Source organism: Kitasatospora sp. NPDC047058, assembly GCF_040643935.1.
In the GTDB taxonomy this organism is placed as follows: Bacteria; Actinomycetota; Actinomycetes; order Streptomycetales; family Streptomycetaceae; genus Kitasatospora.
In genome coordinates this window covers 1-17,089 of record NZ_JBEYVJ010000082.1, presented here as the reverse complement: position 1 = coordinate 17,089, position 17,089 = coordinate 1, and the positions used below count along the sequence as shown (strand labels likewise).

10 protein-coding genes are annotated in these 17,089 nt (G+C 68.2%); all 10 read left to right on the top strand.

Going from position 1 to position 17,089, the window contains the following annotated elements; all coding sequences use genetic code 11:
- The first annotated feature begins 367 nt into the window (after positions 1-367).
- The 10 genes from ABZ885_RS15575 (at position 368) to ABZ885_RS15530 (ending at position 16,930) form a co-directional block, all read left to right on the top strand.
- On the top strand, positions 368-7,657 hold the full coding sequence (locus ABZ885_RS15575; RefSeq protein WP_360187947.1) for an RHS repeat-associated core domain-containing protein: 7,290 nt from the start codon (positions 368-370) through the stop codon (positions 7,655-7,657).
- Positions 7,657-8,346: a hypothetical protein gene (locus ABZ885_RS15570; protein ID WP_360187946.1), complete on the top strand. Its 690-nt coding sequence runs from the start codon at positions 7,657-7,659 to the stop codon at positions 8,344-8,346. The genes ABZ885_RS15575 and ABZ885_RS15570 overlap by 1 nt, the downstream gene beginning before the upstream one ends.
- A 783-nt stretch (positions 8,347-9,129) precedes the next feature.
- The gene (locus ABZ885_RS15565; RefSeq protein WP_360187944.1) at positions 9,130-10,377 is read left to right on the top strand and encodes a helix-turn-helix transcriptional regulator; all 1,248 of its coding nucleotides are present in this window, start codon (positions 9,130-9,132) and stop codon (positions 10,375-10,377) included.
- 128 nt (positions 10,378-10,505) lie between these two features.
- Positions 10,506-10,919, top strand: coding sequence for a hypothetical protein (locus ABZ885_RS15560; RefSeq protein ID WP_360187942.1), 414 nt, complete (start codon positions 10,506-10,508; stop codon positions 10,917-10,919).
- On the top strand, positions 10,919-11,170 hold the full coding sequence (locus tag ABZ885_RS15555; RefSeq protein ID WP_360187940.1) for a hypothetical protein: 252 nt from the start codon (positions 10,919-10,921) through the stop codon (positions 11,168-11,170). Before ABZ885_RS15560 ends, ABZ885_RS15555 begins: the two co-directional genes overlap by 1 nt.
- 691 nt (positions 11,171-11,861) lie before the next feature.
- Positions 11,862-12,617, top strand: a complete 756-nt coding sequence (locus tag ABZ885_RS15550) for a hypothetical protein (RefSeq protein ID WP_360187938.1) — start codon at positions 11,862-11,864, stop codon at positions 12,615-12,617.
- Positions 12,618-13,078: 461 nt separating this feature from the next.
- Positions 13,079-13,645, top strand: coding sequence for a hypothetical protein (locus tag ABZ885_RS15545; RefSeq protein WP_360187936.1), 567 nt, complete (start codon positions 13,079-13,081; stop codon positions 13,643-13,645).
- A 214-nt stretch (positions 13,646-13,859) separates the two neighbouring features.
- Positions 13,860-14,381 carry a hypothetical protein gene (locus ABZ885_RS15540; RefSeq protein WP_360187934.1) on the top strand — a complete coding sequence of 174 codons (522 nt, stop codon included), beginning with the start codon at positions 13,860-13,862 and terminating at the stop codon, positions 14,379-14,381.
- A gap of 202 nt (positions 14,382-14,583) precedes the next feature.
- Entirely contained in the window at positions 14,584-16,689 is a 2,106-nt protein-coding gene (gene malQ / locus ABZ885_RS15535; RefSeq protein WP_360187962.1) for a 4-alpha-glucanotransferase, read from the top strand.
- Between the two features lie 10 nt (positions 16,690-16,699).
- Positions 16,700-16,930 (top strand): hypothetical protein, encoded by a 231-nt coding sequence (locus ABZ885_RS15530; protein WP_360187933.1) that lies wholly within the window; start codon positions 16,700-16,702, stop codon positions 16,928-16,930.
- Positions 16,931-17,089: the final 159 nt, after the last annotated feature.

Below are 17,089 nucleotides of genomic sequence, written 5' to 3'. Positions count from 1 at the left end.
CACGAGCTTCGAGCGGGGGAGGTTGTGGCCTCGACATGAAGTGCCCGTCCTCGGATGTGAAGTGAGTAGAGGTCGCCCGCACGCTCCCTTCACGTTCGGTTCGCTGTCAAAGCGTTAAGTCGAGATCGTGTCCGAGTTGTCACAGCTGGTGATCCATTGGCCGCATAGTGACTCTGATCACATAAAAGGATTCTCATAATTAACTACGTGTGATCGATCGTGCGCCCATAGGGTTCGCGGTGGCCCAGGTGGGTCGTGTCCGTCGTGAGGTCTCGGCATCCTGTGGGGGGATCAGTTGACTCGTGCCCGCTTGTTCACGCGTCCGCGCCGTTCACGTCTGGCGGCAGCAGCGGCGCTGGCGGTCCTCATGTCGATGGTGACGATCCCCTCGGCCGAGGCGGTTGCATCCGCGGCCAAGGACGAGAAGATCTGGGTGCCTCCGAACACCCCGGTGCCGGAGACCAAGCCGGTGAAGGGCTCCAACGCCAAGGTGGCCGGTCACAAGGCGGCCCCCGGCGTGCAGTGGTCGCCCCCGGCCGACTCGAGCCCGCCGTCCGGCAGTGGCACCGTTGCGCTGGGAGGCACCGTGGGGCAGGCGCCCTCGGCGCAGTCTGCTACGGACACTGCTCCTGCTTCGGCCGCCCCTTTGCCGGTCCAGGCCGGGGCGTTACCGGTCTGGATCGCTCCGGCGGAGGCTTCGAAGTCCGCCCCCAAGAACGCGCCGCTCGCCCCGGCCAAGGGAGGCCCTGCCCAGCTCAAGGTCGAGCTGGCGGACCGAGGTCGCGCCGGGGCCGCCGGCGTCATGGGCGCCCTGGTCGCGCTCACGGACACGGGAGAGGGTGCTGTGGCCGGCCGGGTCCAGGTCGGCATCGACACCACGTCCTGGGCGAAGGCCGCCGGTGCCGACTGGGCCTCCCGGGCCCGCGTCGTGCAACTGCCCGGCTGCGCCCTGACCACGCCGGGCGCGTCCGGCTGCACCACCCGCACTCCGATCGCCTCGCACCGCGACGATGCGGGCCGGCTGGTGGCCGAGGTCGAGGTGCCGCAGACGACCACCATCGCGGCCAAGTCCTCTGCGGCCGCCAGTGCCTTCGCTTCCCCGGCTGCCTCCTCCCCGGCGCTCGCGCTGGCCGTCGAGGCGGCGCCCTCCGGCAGCGCCGGTGACTTCACCGCCTCGCCGATCACGCCGTCGGCCTCCTGGCAGGCCGGCGCCAACGCGGGTAACTTCACCTACGGTTACACCGTCGAGCTGCCCTCGGCGCTCGCCGGGGCCGCGCCGAGCGTCTCGCTCGGCTACGACTCCTCCGCCTCGGATGGCAAGACCGCCTCCACCAATGCGCAGCCGTCCTGGATCGGCGAGGGCTGGGACTGGCACCCGGGTTCCATCACCCGTGGCTACAAGGGCTGCAAGGACGCTGGCATCGACAAGTCGGGCGACCAGTGCTGGGGCGGCGACCTGCTCCAGCTCTCGCTGCAGGGCCACGCAGGCCAGCTGGTGCGCGACGACACGTCCTGCGAGTGGCACCTCAAGAGCGAGGACGGCACCAGGGTCGAGCGGCTGACCAACCAGAACAACGGCGCCTGGAACGGCGAGGCCTGGCGGGTCACCACCGTCGACGGCACCCAGTTCTACTTCGGCGCCAACCACCTGCCCGGCGGCGACGGCAGCGACGACGCCAGCAACTCGGTCTCCACGATGCCGGTCTACTGGCCCGGCGGTCAGGACCCGTGCCTCAAGTCCGGCTCGCCGGCCACCAACTCCTGGTCGCAGATGGGCTGGCAGTGGTCGCTCGACTACGTCGTCGACCCGCACCAGAACCTGATCACCTACCGGTACGAGCAGGAGCACAACTACTACGTCCAGGGCGGCGGCCAGAACAACGGCAACGGCCCGCACGTCAAGTACCAGCGCGGCAGCCACCCGGTCTGGGTCGGTTACGGGCAGCGACTGCCCGACCAGATCGCCGCGAAGGGCAAGGCCAACCCGGCCGCCCAGGTCTGGTTCAAGTCGGACGACGAGCGCTGCCTGCCGAGCGGCGCGATCACCTGTGACCCGTCGCAGCGGACCAAGGCCAACGCCAGGTTCTGGCCGGACACCCCGGTCGACCAGAGCTGCGAACTCGAAGGCGAGTGCACCGTCTACTCACCCACCTTCTGGACCACCAAGCGCCTGACGGCGATCAAAACCGAGGTCTGGAACGGTGCCGCCTATCGTGAGGTCGACTCCTTCGCCCTCCACCAGTCCTTCCAGGACCCGGGCGACGGCACCTCGCCTGCGCTCTGGCTGGACTCCATCGAGCGCACCGGCCGTAACGGCAAGACGCCGCTGACGCTGCCGAAGGTCCTCTTCGCGCCACAGCAGATCTCAAACCGCGTGGACGGCAGGATCGTCCGCCCGGACGGTACCTCGGCGTCGGTCGAGCCGTTCAATCGCCCGCGAATCCAGGGGATCACCACCGAGACCGGTGGCCTGATCGACGTCGTCTACAGGCCCGCCGAGTGCTCGCGCGCGGTCGGCCGGATGCCGTCCTCCGAGGACAACAACACGATGGCCTGCATGCCGGTCAAGTGGTACCTGCCCGGTCAATCGGCGCCGGATCCGGTCAACGACTGGTTCAACAAGGTCATCGTCCAGGCCGTCACTTCGCAGGACATGGTGGCCGGCTCCGTCCCCGTGGTCACGGAGTACGTGTATGGCGGTGGCGCGGCCTGGCACCGTAACGACTCGGAACTGGCCGACCCGAAGACCCGCACCTGGGACCAGTTCCGCGGCTACGACACGGTGACGACCCTCTCCGGCAGCGGCAGCGGCAGCAGCGCCGAGGCGCCGCGCACCAAGACCGTCTCCACCTTCCTGCGCGGCATGGACGGCGACGTCACGGCAGACGGGCGCAAGCGCAGCAGGTGGATCAGGGATGTGCATGGCGGCACGGTGCGGGACCAGGACGTTCTCGCCGGCTACATCCGGGACACCACCAACTACGACTCCGAGAACGGCAGCGTCGTCTCCACCGTGGTCTCGGATGCATGGCTGGGCCCCGTGACCGCGACCCGCAACCAGTCCGGTGGGATGCCGCCGATCACGGCCCAGGCCGTCAACACCGCCAAGGTGACCTCGAAGGAGAAGCTGGCCGCCGGCTGGCGCACCAGCGAGCGCTCCACCGAGTACGACGGCACGCTCGTGGCCCGGCCCACCAAGGTCTACGACAACGGCGACCTCGCGCACCCCGAGCAGCTGCTCTGCACCTCGTTCGACTACGCCGCCGGCCCGAACGGCGCGGTGACCCAGCTCGCCTCGCGCACCCTGGTGCTCAGGGGCGCCTGCGGTCAGACCCCGACCAAGGACAACACGGTCGCCGACACCCGCGCGTACTTCGACAACCTGCCGCTCCGCCAGGCCGGAGCCAAGGCGGAGCAGACCGGCACCGAGGTCCTGGAGAAGTACGACGGTGGCGGCGCGCCGGTCTACCGGGCCACCGCCCGGGCGTCCTTCGACGACTACGGCCGCGTCACCAGCACCGTCGACCCGAGCCGGACCGACGCCACCCACCCGGGCGGCGCCGAGACGAAGACCGCCTACGCGCCGGCGACCGGCCAGCTGCCCACCCAGATCACCCACACCAACCCAGTGGGCTGGCAGACCGTCAGCACGCTGGACGTCGGCCGCGGCTCGCCGCTCAGGATGACGGACGAGAACGGGCGCGTCTCGGAGCAGGACTTCGACGCCCTCGGCCGCTCGGTCGCGGGCTGGAGCCCCGGCAATGACCGTGCCAAGAACCCGAACCTCCCGAACCGCAAGTTCTCCTATTCGGTCAACGGCACCAACTCGCCCTCCCAGGTGCTGACCCAGGCGCTGATGGGTGACCGGAAGACCTACACCTCCAGCTACACGATCTACGACGGCTTGGGCCGGGTCCGCCAGACCCAGGCCAGCACCCCGTCCGGTGCGCCGGGCCGCATGATCACCGACGCCGCGTTCGACTCGCACAGCTGGCAGACCAAGACCAGCGCCGCCTACTACAACGACCAGGCGGCACCCAGCGGTCAGATCTTCCTGCCCTACGGTGGAGTGAACCCGGACGGCAAGATCCCGTCCCAGACGGTCCGGAAATACGACGGCATGGGCCGGGTCACCGACTCGATCTTCCAGGCGTACGGCATCGAGCAGTGGCGCAGCCGCACCGAGTACGCCGGCGCCGACGAGGTCCGCAGCATCCCGCCGGACGGCGGGTACGCCACCGCGACCATTAAGGACGGCCGCGGCAACACCGTCGCCCTGCGCCAGTACAAGGCCAACACCCCGACAGGCGCGTACGACGAGACCACGTACGGCTACACGCCCGAGGGCAAGGAGGCCTGGCGCAAGGACGCGGCCGGCAACCTGTGGACGTACGAGTACGACCTGCTCGGCCGCCCCGTGAAGAGCACCGACCCGGACTCCGGCGTCGGGACCACTTCGTACGACGACAGCAAGAACCTGGTCACGGCCACCGACTCCCGCGGCAAGAGCGCCACCAGCGTCACCGACCTGCTCGGCCGCACCGTCGCGGCCTACGAGGGCCCGGCCGTGGACCCGGCCAAGCAGGTCGCCGGCTGGGTCTACGACACCCTCGCCAAGGGCAAGCCCACCTCCACCACCCGGTACGTCGGCGGTGCGAAGGGCGCGGCGTACAAGTCGGAGATCACCGGCTACGACATCGGCTACCGCGAGCTCGGTGCCAGGACCACCATCCCGGCGGTGCCGGGTGAAAGCGCACTCGCCGGCACCTACCTGACGGAGAACACCTATGACGACGCCGGCCGGCTGACCGATTCGCAGCTCCCGGCCATTCCTGCTGCCGGGCTTGCCCCGGAGAAGCTCAGCTTCGCGATCGACACCGTCGGTCAGCTCGGTGCACTGCAGAGCACCTTCGGCAGCAACCCGTCGACCACCTTCATCGCCGACGTCCGGTACGACCCCTTCGGGAGGGCGTTCCGCACCACGCTCGGCCGGGGTGGGGCGAACGTCGTCGCGACCATGGTGATCGACGACGCCACCGGGCGGGTCACCCGCTCGATCCTGGACAAGGAGAACGCGCCGACCGCGAACGTCGACTCCGTCGACTACACGTACAACGCGCTCGGCCAGGTCACCTCGGCCCGCAACGCCCAGGACGGCCAGGTCGCCGACCTGCAGTGCTTCAACCACGACTACCTCGGCCGGCTCACCCAGGCCTGGACCGACACCGGCACCCAGACCACCCTGGCCCAGCCGAACGTCCCCGCCGTCGGCGGCTGCACCAACGCCAACGGCCCGGCGATGACCGCCGACAAGCCCAGCGTCGGTGGACCGGCCCCGTACTGGCAGCAGTACGAGTACGACCTGATCGGCAACCGCACCAAGCAGGTCCAGAAGGACGTCAACGGCGACACGTTCAAGGACGTCACCACCACCCAGACCTTCGGCGCCGGCCCGAACGCCCCGTCCACCGACCCGAAGACGGGCGGCGGCACGGGCGGTCCGCACGCGCTGATGAAGTCCACGCAGACCGGCCCGGCCGGCCCGGCGGTGACCTCGTACACCTACGACGCGGCGGGCAACACCACGTCCATCACGGACACCCCGGGTACCCGGACCCTGACCTGGAACGCCCAGGGCAAGCTCGACCAGATCACCGGCACCGGCCAGAGCGCCGGCACCAGCTACGTGTACGACGTCACCGGCAACCAGCTGATCCGCCGCGACCCGGGCAAGACGACGCTGAACCTCGGCGCGGACCAGATCACCCTGGACACCACGACCGGAGTGGTCACCAACGTCCGCACCTACGGTGCGCCCAACGGCCTCTCCATCACCCGCACCACCACCAACGGCACTTCGGCGCTGTCCTACCAGTCCAGCGACCCGCACGGCACCGCCGGCGTCCAGATCGACTTCTCCAGCCTCGCCCAGGAGCGCCGCCCCACCGACCCGTTCGGCAACGAGCGTGGCGCCCAGCCGGGCGCCGGCGTCTGGGCCGGTGACAAGGGCTTCGTCGGCGGGACGAAGGAGAAGGCCACCGGCTTCACCCTCCTCGGCGCCCGCGAGTACGACCCGAAGACGGGCCGCTTCATCAGCCCCGACCCGATCACCGACGCCGGCGACCCACAGCAGTGGAACGCCTACGCGTACGCCAACAACAGCCCGATCAACAAGTCCGACGCCAACGGCCTGAAGGTCGGCTGCGAGGCGAATACCTCGGAGTGCGACAACAACCACAACTACGTCCGCAGCAACGGTCAGGCCGTCGACGCGGTGTTCATCTACAGCCCGCCGCCGACGCCGGTGGCGGCGACCCCGCCGCCGACCGCGGCGATGCAGGACGCGCAGGCGAAGCAGGACGCCGCCGATCAGGTCCTCAAGGAAGGCAAGCGCAAGCGCGACGAGATCGTGCACAAGGTCGTCGACCTCGTCGGCGAACTGATCGGCTTCAACGACGCCCGCGACTGCTTCACCAAGGGCGACGTGATGGCCTGCGTCAACACCGCACTTAACGCGGTCCCCTGGGGCAAGCTCTTCAAGGCGATCAAGATCGGCATCAAGGCCCTGAAGATCTACAAGGAGATCGACAAGGCCTACGACATGATCCGCTCCGGCGAACGCGCCGCCAAGGAGGCCGAAGCCGCCCTGGTCAGCGCGAAGACAGCGGCATCGGAGGCAAGGGCAGCAGAGAAGGCGGCAGCCAAGGCAGCCGAGGAGAAGGCGGCCAAGGAAACAGCAACCGACGCGGCGGGAACTGAAGCGACAGCGGCGAAGGCCGAGGCGGACGCTGCTGATGCGCCGGCCGTGTGCAACAGCTTCCCGGCCGAGACCCAGGTGCTGATGGCCGATGGCACCAGCAAGGCCATCGGCGACGTGCACGACGGTGACGTCGTCATGGCGACTGACCCGCAGACCGGCGAGACCCGGCCCGAGATGGTCACCACCACCATCACCACCCCCGACGACAAGGACTTCACCGACCTCACCCTCACCGACGACGCCGGCCCGCGCGGCCCGCCGGCGAAGATCACTTCGACCTACCACCACCCCTACTGGAGCGAGACCCGCCAGCAGTGGGTCGACGCCGGCGAACTCACCTCCGGCGAGCACCTCCGCCGGCCCGACGGCACCACCCTCAACGTCCAGTCGGTCCGCAACTACGCCTACGCCGTCACCACCCACAATCTGACCGTCGCCCGGCTCCACACGTACTATGTGCTCGCAGGTGCGATGCCGGTACTCGTCCACAATTGTGGTCCGGTTGAGAACAACCAGCCAGAGAAGTTGTCGATGGAGATGCTCGAAGCAGAATTCTCAGGTGTTGCCCCTGCTGTAGCGGGCACAGGCGCCTTCAATGAATCCGTCTCGGCCGGCGGCCGCCATATTTGGTCGGTGGACGTCGCTGGGACTCTCCGGATAGCACCAGCGATGCCGGGCATCAAACACCCTATCCTGACCGAGGGAAGGGCCGTGGTTGGGGCAGGCGAAGCTCACATCAACGAGCGCGGAATCGTCGAGTACATCAACAATCACACCGGTCATTACACGCCCTGTCATGCATGCTCGGAAGGGTTCCTGATGAATGGTGTGCGTGCGTTCGAAGGTGCGGGAGTCCCAGTTCTTCGGCGGGGAATTACAAACCTGGGAGGCAAGTAGTGGACGTCACCCGACAAGATTTTCTCGACTTTTGTGCCTCGGATCCCGATGCGCGCAGCGGCTGGCTGCAAGCCAGGTTTCCAGAGGGCACGCCTGTTCATTGGTGGTTCTTCGTTATTGAATCACTGGAATCTCGGCTCAGCCGCTTCTCGGAGGCTCTGCCAGAGGAGCGGGAGCGGGCGCTGAGGTGCGGCATCGAGACGACAGTCTTCGCTGCCTCAACAGGAAACCTTTCTGAGGCTAGGGGTGTCGTGTTGATCGCGGGGCTCTTGGTTCGGGCATCGCTGCTCAAGGAGGTGGTGGATATTCCCATCGAGGGCGAGGTCGACAATGTGATCAGGTTGGCATTGGGTGCCATCTCGTTGTCTCCGGAGGCGGCTCTGGCTGCGGCTGACCGAAGGCGCGAGGAAGGACGAAATCTGGAAGAGTCCGTCCACTGGCCCGGAACTCCGACGGCATCATGCGAACTGCCCGAGGATCAAGACATGCTTCGCCTGGTTGAAATCGAAGAGATGCTAGCGGCTCTTCGCCCCTTGTCGACTCTGGTGGTTGACCCCGATCTGCGCCTCAAGATCGGTGCTTGGTTTGATCTGGAGGATCGGTTCGGATTGGGCGATGCTGCATCAGATGAGATGCTTCGGAGATGGCATGAAAGGGGGATGGACAAGAGGGTGGATCATTCAGGGTGAAGTAATGCCGTCACCATAGGGATTCGGTCCAGGTGGGCGTAGCCCATCAAATCGTCGACAAGGCTCTGGAAGGCCGGTAGTTGTAGCAGGAGCCCCATGGGACATAATCCCGTGGGGCTCCTGGTCGTTCTGACGACAGTAGTTGACGGCAGCGTGCGAGGTTGCCGGCGCGGGGAGCGGCGGCGTTGCCTGGCCGGCCAGCAGGAGCATGATGGGGCGAGCTGTTCAAAGTTTCTCTACTGCATCAAGGCGGCCCGCTGTCGCGGGCCGCGCGCGCTCCGGCCCGGCGGGGCCGCCGCCCGCTCCTGTCTCCGCCCCGCTCAGCGGCACCCCCGCCCGTCCGGGCGCGCAACACCAGCGAGGGCAGCGCAGTCCGCAGAGTTCTACCTCAACCCTTGCCCTCCCTTCGAGGGACCAGGGGGCCGAGCACCGGTGCGGCACCGTCGTGGTGAATGGTCGCGGGTCGCGGGACGGGTCCCTCGCCGGCCGGTCCCCGGAGGCGTACCAGGAACCCCCGAGGGCCGCCAAGGCCGAGCGCCAGCGTCACGGTGTGAGCCTTGGCGGCCCTCGGAGAACCCTGGTCCGGCGGAGCTGCCCGACCGACGAGGGACCCGCCCCGCTCAGGCCCCCAGCCTGCCGAAGGCTCCGGCGCCGCGCCGTTCCAGTCAACCGCGTGCCCGACGCCGCGCGTGGCGGTGGGTCACCGTCCCGGGTGGGTATCTGCCCACAGAGCCCGGTCAGTTCGCCCACCAGGCGTACCGTGGCGCTGGAGGTGGTGAGCAGATGACGATGGAACTCGCGGACAACGTACGCAAGTACCGGCGCCGCGCCGGGATGAGCCAGGAGGAACTTGCCCACGCAGCGGGCCTGTCCCCGGCGACCGTCCGGAAGGTCGAGCAGGGCGGAACGGTCCGCATGGAGACGCTTCACACTCTGGCCCGCGCTCTGGGCATCCCCACGGCGGCACTCGTCGCGTCCGACGCGCCGGAGCCCGTGGGACGGGCGGAGGAGCCGAACCGGCTCAACCTCATCCAGCTTCGCGCCGCGCTCACCCCGGCGGTGGGGCTCGTGGACCAGGACGCCGAAGCCGTGGGCGAGGAACCGAACCTGCGGGCCTACGCTCGAACGGTTCGAGACGCGCGGGTGCTGTACTTCTCCGACAGCTACAAGAGCGTTGCCGCTCAACTACCCGGCCTGTTGCGGGATGCCGCGCGGGCCGTTGCCCACTACGACAGCGGAGAAGAGCACCGGCAAGCCCTGCTCGCCCGCGCCGAGGCGTTGCGCCTGGCCGGCACGTACCTCACGCAGGTGAGGCAGTACGACATCGCCTACACGGCCCTGCGCGGCGCCATCGCGGACGCGCGGGAGGGTGGGGACATGCTCGCGGCCGGTTCCGGAGTCGGCTGCATGTGCTGGCTGCTGGTGCGGCAAGGCCGGCTGGAGGAGGCGGAACGCATCGCCGCCCAGAGTATGGGCGTACTGGAGCCGAAGATCACCGGTGCCGAACCGGACCACTACGCGGTGTGGGGAGGGCTGGCCATGGAGGCCGCAGCCGCGGCGGCACGCAACAACCGCCCGGACGAGGCCAAGGAGTACCGCCGGGCGGCGCGGGTGGCGGCAACCGCCGTCGGCACGGCACACCGCAACGTCTCCCGGCACTGGTCCGTCTTCGGACCGGTGACCGCCGCCATCAAGGCACTCGAAGACTCCATGGTCGTCGGGGACGCCCGCGCCGTGGTGCGCAAGGCGGGTGAAGAGGTTGAGCTGTCGCCGAAGGCGTGGAAGCGCCTGGGCAGGCCCAGCACGAACGACGGGAACCGCTTCACCCTGGACATGGCGCGCGCCCACACGCGAACCGGAGACCTGTCGGCGGCGATGGACGAGCTGACCCGTGCTCGTGAAGCCGCCCCCGAGTGGCTGAGGCACCAGAACTCGGCGGCCGAGACCATGCAGGAGATCCTGAGCAAGCGCAAGCGCACGTTGACCAGCGACATGCGCGAGATGGCCGGCTACCTGGGCGTCGTCGGATAGCTGCTACGTAGCGTGGCAGTTCGCGGGCCTTGCGTTGAGATCTGCCGTTCTGGGTCCGTGGATTGACGTGCAGTCATGTCGTTACGGTCGCCGTGTCCGGTTCCAGCGACCGAGGCCGGAGATCCACCATGGGCATGCCGAGGAGCGACGCGGACCGTCTGCGCCGCAGGGAGTTGCACGAAGCGGCGTCGGGCATAGCGGGACCCCGCCTACTGCCATGGACCACCGAGGACGGACGCCCCTGCTACCTGAGCACCGACGGCAAGGGCTACATCTCGACGCTCGCCGACGGCATCGAAACCGTCCAGCTCGGCATGGGCCAAGAGCTACTGGAGTACGCCCGGGGCATCCTGGCCCCCGGCACCAAGGCACAGTCGGCCATCGAATGCCGATGGCTCGCCTGCCGGCTGACCGAGGCCCTGTCGGACGCGCTCAGGGTCGCCGAGTCGCGCGGAGAACGCATCCCGGCGCCGCAGGAGGAGGCGGCCCAGGAGGGTGAACCCGCGAACGCCGGCCCCCTTGACGAGAACGGGGAAGGCTGATGGGCAAGACCACCCGCTACCGCTTCCGCGAGTACCACGTGACCACCGCGACCGACCCCATGGCCCTGCCGACCTTCGAGGCGCTCTGCGTCACCGGCGACGAACAGGACTGCGCTGCCGCCTCCGGCGAACTGCACACCCCCAAGGACCTGACACGCTGGATCGCCGGACACTGCGCCCAGACCGGCCACCAGTCGTACGAGCAAACCATGCGCACCATCGTCCACGCCGAGCCCGGAGCCTGGCAGTAGGATCACGCGCGCGGCCGACAATGGCACGACTGGTCTACACCTCTGACGGCAGTAGCGACGGCAACAACCACGGACTTCAGCGCACATCCACGAACACCGACGGACCGTCAAACCACCGTTGGCCTGCGAGAAAGCAGGTGGAGAGGGGCCGCGTAGCACACGTACTATGTGGTAGCTGGCGGGACTTCAGTACTCGTTCACAACTGCCCCACTGCGGATGAACGGGCGCATGCCAGAGCATCGGAGAATGCCGCACATTCCAGCAGGCCGGACGTTGCTACCGGTGGATACCTTTGGATTAAGGGACACGGAGAGTTTGACCTATCTTCCGATAGGCTCCATCCATTGATCAGGGCCAACATGAAGGAGATTCCTGCTGCGGCGAGCCCCGGCGGCGGTAAGTTTTTCGGCTCACATGTTGAGGTTCAGGCTGCCACTATAATGAGGATTCTGGCTAGGCAGTCGGGATCCGGGAGTGAGGGTTTGGTTGGCCGTCTGATGGTTCCAAAGCCTGGCGGGCCATGCAGTTTCTGTGGGCAAAACGTGGCAGGAATGCTGCGGGCGAATTCGTCGCTAGCGGTTCGATCTCAGCGCGGCCAAGTTTTCAGTGAGGTGCCCTTCTGATGATTTGCCAAGGCGCGGTCCCTGCTGCGCGCCTTGGCTGCTTTCCTTAGGTCACTATGGTGGTGCTATGAATATGAACGGCGATAATTTGAATCCATATGCGATCATTGATCTCACTGATTGGGCCAATCTCGAAAATGCTGATGGCTTGGCCTTCCCGGATACTCCGGCCAGGCTGTGCGACTTGGCGTCGGGTGACTTTTCGGCGGTAACGACTTCACTCAATTACCTTTATAGCACTCTTCTCAATGATGGCGTGGTGTATTCTGCAACCGTGCCAGCTTTCAGATATGTTGCCGCGCTTTTGGGTGACTGGCCAAGTCGAGCCGCACTTGCCCCTCCGTGGGAAGAGGGGAAATTCCCACTTCGAGGCAAACTTCTTACATGGCTAGCCGACGTGGCCTTTGACGTCAGCGTTGGTCAGGAGCAGCGCATTCGAGAGTGGGGAAAATATTCGCCGACCGAGCCATTTTCCAACTTCATGGATATTAGGAGTATTTACCCGGAAGCTTTTCCGGGCATTTCTTCCTACTTTAATGATCCTGATTTGAGGGTGGTGGAGGCGGCTCTTGTTGTCGCCGTTCGATTTTTGGAGTCCCCGGCATTGGCGATGCATCGCGGGAGACTGACTCCTTTGGTGGAGAATATTCTAGCGCAGAGCTCCAGTGAATGGCATAGAAGTTTGGCCTCCGAGGCATTGAATGCTTGGGGGCGGGGGTTCACGTTGATTGAATCGCATAGTGATCTGCTCTCCTCCGGGGAGTGTAGGGGGGTTCATGAGTCGCAGAAAAATCGGGGATCAGTTGACGAGCCGCCTTTTTAGTAGGTGGGGAGTTGATTATCCGGTTCTTTCTGTGGCCAAGGCGGAATGTGAGATACCCGCCGGCAGCAGGGCCGTTTCGGAGAAATCTCACGTCCGGGAGATCCGACTACCGGCGACCTTGAACATCAAGGGGTTGGTACTTCAAGGACGAGTGCGGGCTACGCGCTTTTTTGGCGCTCTTGCTCAGTGATCCGTGCAGTAGAAATCACCCCACGCAGACGCCCCGCCAAGAGGCTCGGTACTCAATGCACTCGATGGCAAGACTGGCTCTAGAATGTTTTGGCGCACTTGGTGATCAGGAGGAGTGGGGGAATGCTTAGGGGTTATGCGGATAGGTTCCCGGATGGCGTCGATGCGGAACGTCTGATGTTCGACGGCACCGCTCTCATGGCGGAACCCGGATTCTGGGCGGCGTACTACCTGAGTCAGTCGGTTGAGGATGAGGACCTGGTTACGCGAGTGTGGGGCGTGAGCCTTCACAACGTGCGGAGCATGCAGGCTTTTTTGTCGCGGCGGATGCGTGGCTGGCTTTCGAGATCGGCACTTCCGGTGGTGCGAGACTGGTTGTGGTCTTCCGTAACTTTGCAGACGACGCGGGCGTTGACTATCTGCTCGCCCCGGAGCCTGGTCGAGACTGTATTCGGATCGCTGCACTCGAGGGGGACTATCAGGGCCCGGGGATTACTTGGCGAGAGATTTCCGTCGTATCCGATTTTGGTTTTACCCCTGCCGAACGAGCGAAGCGCATGCTTCTGCTGGCGCCGATGCTCGGTGATGTCGAAGCGGAGACCCCCGCGGGTATCGCTTTCCTTGTGGAGGCGCTACGTCATACAGGAGGCGCCGAGGATGTGGAGGAACTGGCCGAGCTGATCGCTTCGGAAAGCCTTCAATGGGATCCCGCGCGCTGGCACACCGGCAAGGACGGAGTGACCATCTGTGATGCACCGTCAAGCTCACGTAATCCGGGGGGATCAGTCCCGCTGCCCATGGAGGACCTGAAGGTAGTCTCGGACCTCCTCGCTTCTTGAGCAGTTCCACGGCCGTAGGCTGTGCCTGAGCCATGGTCGCCTGGATGGCGGCGCCGCGTTCCGGTCGGGCAGGCCCAGGCAGCGGGTGGTCGCGGGGTGGTAGTGCTGGTTGGTGGCCGTCGGGGCCGAGATCGACGTGGTGTGACATCACGAGCCCGGCTGTCGGCTGTGGTTGGTCATGCACGAGGACGCTCTCCGATCTGCGAGGTGGACGGTGGACGAGTTGCAGGGCCTGGCGGCCCTCTGCCCGCCGCCCAAACGGGGGGCAGAGGTCGGGTCGACGGGTCCGGCGGGGTTCGCGGTCCCGTCGAGCCACCGTGCGCTGATCGACGCCTACGGGCCGGGCTGTTTCGACGAGTTCCTCTGGGTCTACGCGGAGGGCTCGGCGCGGCCGGGGCTGGACCTCGTCGAGAGGACGCGGGAGACCCGCCGGCTCCTGCGGGACTATCCCGAGCCCACTCTCCCGGCTCTGCTCGCCGGGGACGGCCTGACCACGGACGACCTGGTGCAGTGGGCGGTGACCGACAACGCCGACATGCTGTTCTGGCTGCCCGTCGGCGAGCCGGACGACTGGCCGACGCTCGCCGTCCAGGCCGGCCGGCTGCGGTTCGCCCGGCTGCCGATGCGCTCCACCGGGGTGCTGTTGGCGCTGCTCTCCGGCGCGGTGCGGCTGGACCTCTTCCCGGACGACTTCCCGAGTGAGCGTCCGGAGTTCTCGGTCAACCCGTACGCCTGACGGCCGGAGCGCCCGGAGCGCCCGGACAGACGAAGGGAAACTGCGGGGCCCGCTCATCGGCGGGCCCCGCCGTCGTGTCGCAGCGAGTCACCGGGCCGTCACGCGGGTAGGACTGTGGCTGTTCTGACCGGGTGTTGCCGAGACTTCGCAGGAGCCGCGAGTGGCCGCTTATCTCGATCGTGACGGGGCCGAGGGCCTGGAGGTGCCCGCGCAGGATGCGCCGGCGCCGCCTGCCGAACTGGTGGCGCTGGCGCAGGCGTACGGGGTGGAGGCGTCGTACCGGCCTTCGGCGCGGACGTTGGTGGCGGTGCTGGCCGCGTTGGGGGTGGAGGCGGGGACGCCGGACGCGGTGCGGGAGGCGTTGGAGCGTCACCGGGTGGCGCAGCGCGCCAGGTTGCTGCCGCCGACGGTCGTCGTGCGGCAGGGGCGGCGGACGGCGCTGGACGTGCCGGCGGACGCGCGGCTCGCGGTGGAGCTGGAGGGCGGCGGCGTCTGGGAGCTGCCGCGCGGGCACTCGCACTGGCTGCCGGCGGATCTGCCGCTGGGGCGGCACGCCCTGCGGGCGGTGACGGGCGAGAAGGAGGAGCGGGCCCACCTGATCGTCGCCCCCGAGCGTCTCCCGCAGCTGCCCGGCCGCAGTTGGGGCTTCCTCGCCCAGCTGTACTCCGTCCTCTCCGACCGCTCCTGGGGCATGGGCGACCTCGGGGACCTCGCCGAGCTCACCCAGTGGGCCGCGAGCCTCGGTGCCGGGTTCGCCCAGATCAACCCGCTCCACGCCGCCCTCCCCGCGACCCCCTCCGACCCGTCCCCCTACCGCCCGTCCTCCCGCCGCTTCGCCGACCCCGTGCACCTGCGGGTCGAAGCGGTGCCCGAGTACGCGTACCTGACGGGCGAGCAGCGCGCCGAGGCGGAGGAGCTGGGCCGCCGGGCCGCCCGGCTGCGCGCGGAGGTGCTGGGGCACGACGGCCTGATCGACCGGGACGCCGTGTGGGGGCTGAAGCGCCGGGCACTGGAGCTGCTGTACGAGGTGCCGCGCGGGGCCGGGCGGGAGGCGGCGTACCGGGCGTTCAAGCACCGGGAGGGCACCTGGCTGGAGCGCTACGCGCTGTGGAACGCGCTCGCCGAGGCGCACGGCGCGGACTGGCACGCCTGGCCGAAGGGCCTGCGCCACCCGGACAGCCCGCACGTCACCCTGGCGGCGAAGGAGCTGGGGGAGGGCGTCGAGTTCCACCGCTGGCTGGCCTGGCAGGTGGACCAGCAGCTGGCCCACGCCCAGCACGCGGCCCGCACCGCGGGCATGCCGGTCGGCCTGATCCACGACCTCGCCGTCGGCGCGCACCCGGACGGTGCGGACGCCTGGGCGCTGCAGGACGTGCTCGCCACCGGCATCTCGGTGGGCGCCCCGCCGGACGCCTTCAACGCCCACGGCCAGGACTGGGGCCTGCCGCCCTGGCGGCCGGACGCGCTGGCGGCGGCCGGCTACGCGCCGTACGCGGAGCTGCTCCGTTCGGCGGCCCGGCACGCGGGCGCGATCCGGATCGACCACGTGATGGGCCTGTTCCGGCTCTGGTGGGTCCCGGTCGGGCACGAGCCGACGGAGGGCGCGTACGTCCGTTACGACGCCGAGGCGATGCTGGGCGTGCTGGCGCTGGAGGCGCACCGGGCGGGCACGGCGGTGATCGGCGAGGACCTGGGCACGGTCGAGCCGGGGGTGCGCGAGGAACTGGCCGTGCGGGGCATCCTGGGGACGTCCGTGCTCTGGTTCGAGCGGGACTGGCAGGCCAAGGGCGAGATCCTGGCGCCGGAGCGCTGGCGGCCGGGCAGCCTGGCCACCCTGACCACCCACGACCTGCCGAGCACGGCGGCCCGCCTCTCCGGCGAGCACGTCGAGCTGCGCCACCGGCTGGGCCTGCTGGCCCGCTCGCTCGGCGAGGAGCAGACGGAGGCGGCGGCCGAGCTGGCCGACTGGCGGGCGGAGCTGACGCGGCTCGGTCTGCTTGCGGAGGGTGAGCCGCTCTCCGCGCGGGCGCTGTACCGGTTCCTGCGGGCGACCCCGGCCGAGCTGGTCGGCGTCTGGCTGCCGGACCTGGTGGGCGATCCGCGGCCGCAGAACCTGCCCGGCACCTGGGACCAGTACCCGAACTGGCGGCTGCCGGTCGCCGACGGCACGGGGAAGCCGGTGACGCTGGACGTGATCGCCGCGGCCCCGGCCGGCCCTGCACTGGCCGACGTGCTGGCGGCGGCGCCCGAGGTCAGGGCGGCCCGAAAGGGCGACCCCGCCGAGCGCGGTGACGTAAGCGGCGGGTAAGTTGGGCAGCGTGGACAAGAGGAACGCTTTGCGAGCCGGCGCGGTCACCGCAACGGTCACGCTGATGATGCTGCTGTCGTCGCCCGCCATGGCCCTCACCCGGGACGACGGCGACGACCCGGGTAGTGGCCTGAGCGTCGCCCAGACCCTCGGCCTGTTCGTGCTGCTCCCGATCGGGGCCTTCGTGGTGATCGCCGCGCTGGCCGGCATGCCGTGGGGCACCAAGGACAAGAAGAACTGACCGAGGGGCCTTCCACCCGAGCCCCGTACAACGCCCGAGGGGGCGCCGGACATCACGTCCGGCGCGACCTGACGGTCCGTGTCCGTTCGGCCCGGCGTGTAGGAGACCACCAGCCGTCCGTCACCGGGTGGGTCCCCGGCCCCGGCGGCGGCCGCGGGC

Bases quoted from the DNA above. Each gene is read 5' to 3' on its own strand.
- ABZ885_RS15575 (WP_360187947.1), top strand. From the start codon at position 368: ATGTCGATGGTGACGATCCCCTCGGCCGAGGCGGTTGCATCCGCGGCC.
- ABZ885_RS15565 (WP_360187944.1), top strand. From the start codon at position 9,130: ATGACGATGGAACTCGCGGACAACGTACGCAAGTACCGGCGCCGCGCC.
- ABZ885_RS15560 (WP_360187942.1), top strand. From the start codon at position 10,506: ATGGGCATGCCGAGGAGCGACGCGGACCGTCTGCGCCGCAGGGAGTTG.
- ABZ885_RS15555 (WP_360187940.1), top strand. From the start codon at position 10,919: ATGGGCAAGACCACCCGCTACCGCTTCCGCGAGTACCACGTGACCACC.
- ABZ885_RS15550 (WP_360187938.1), top strand. From the start codon at position 11,862: ATGAATATGAACGGCGATAATTTGAATCCATATGCGATCATTGATCTC.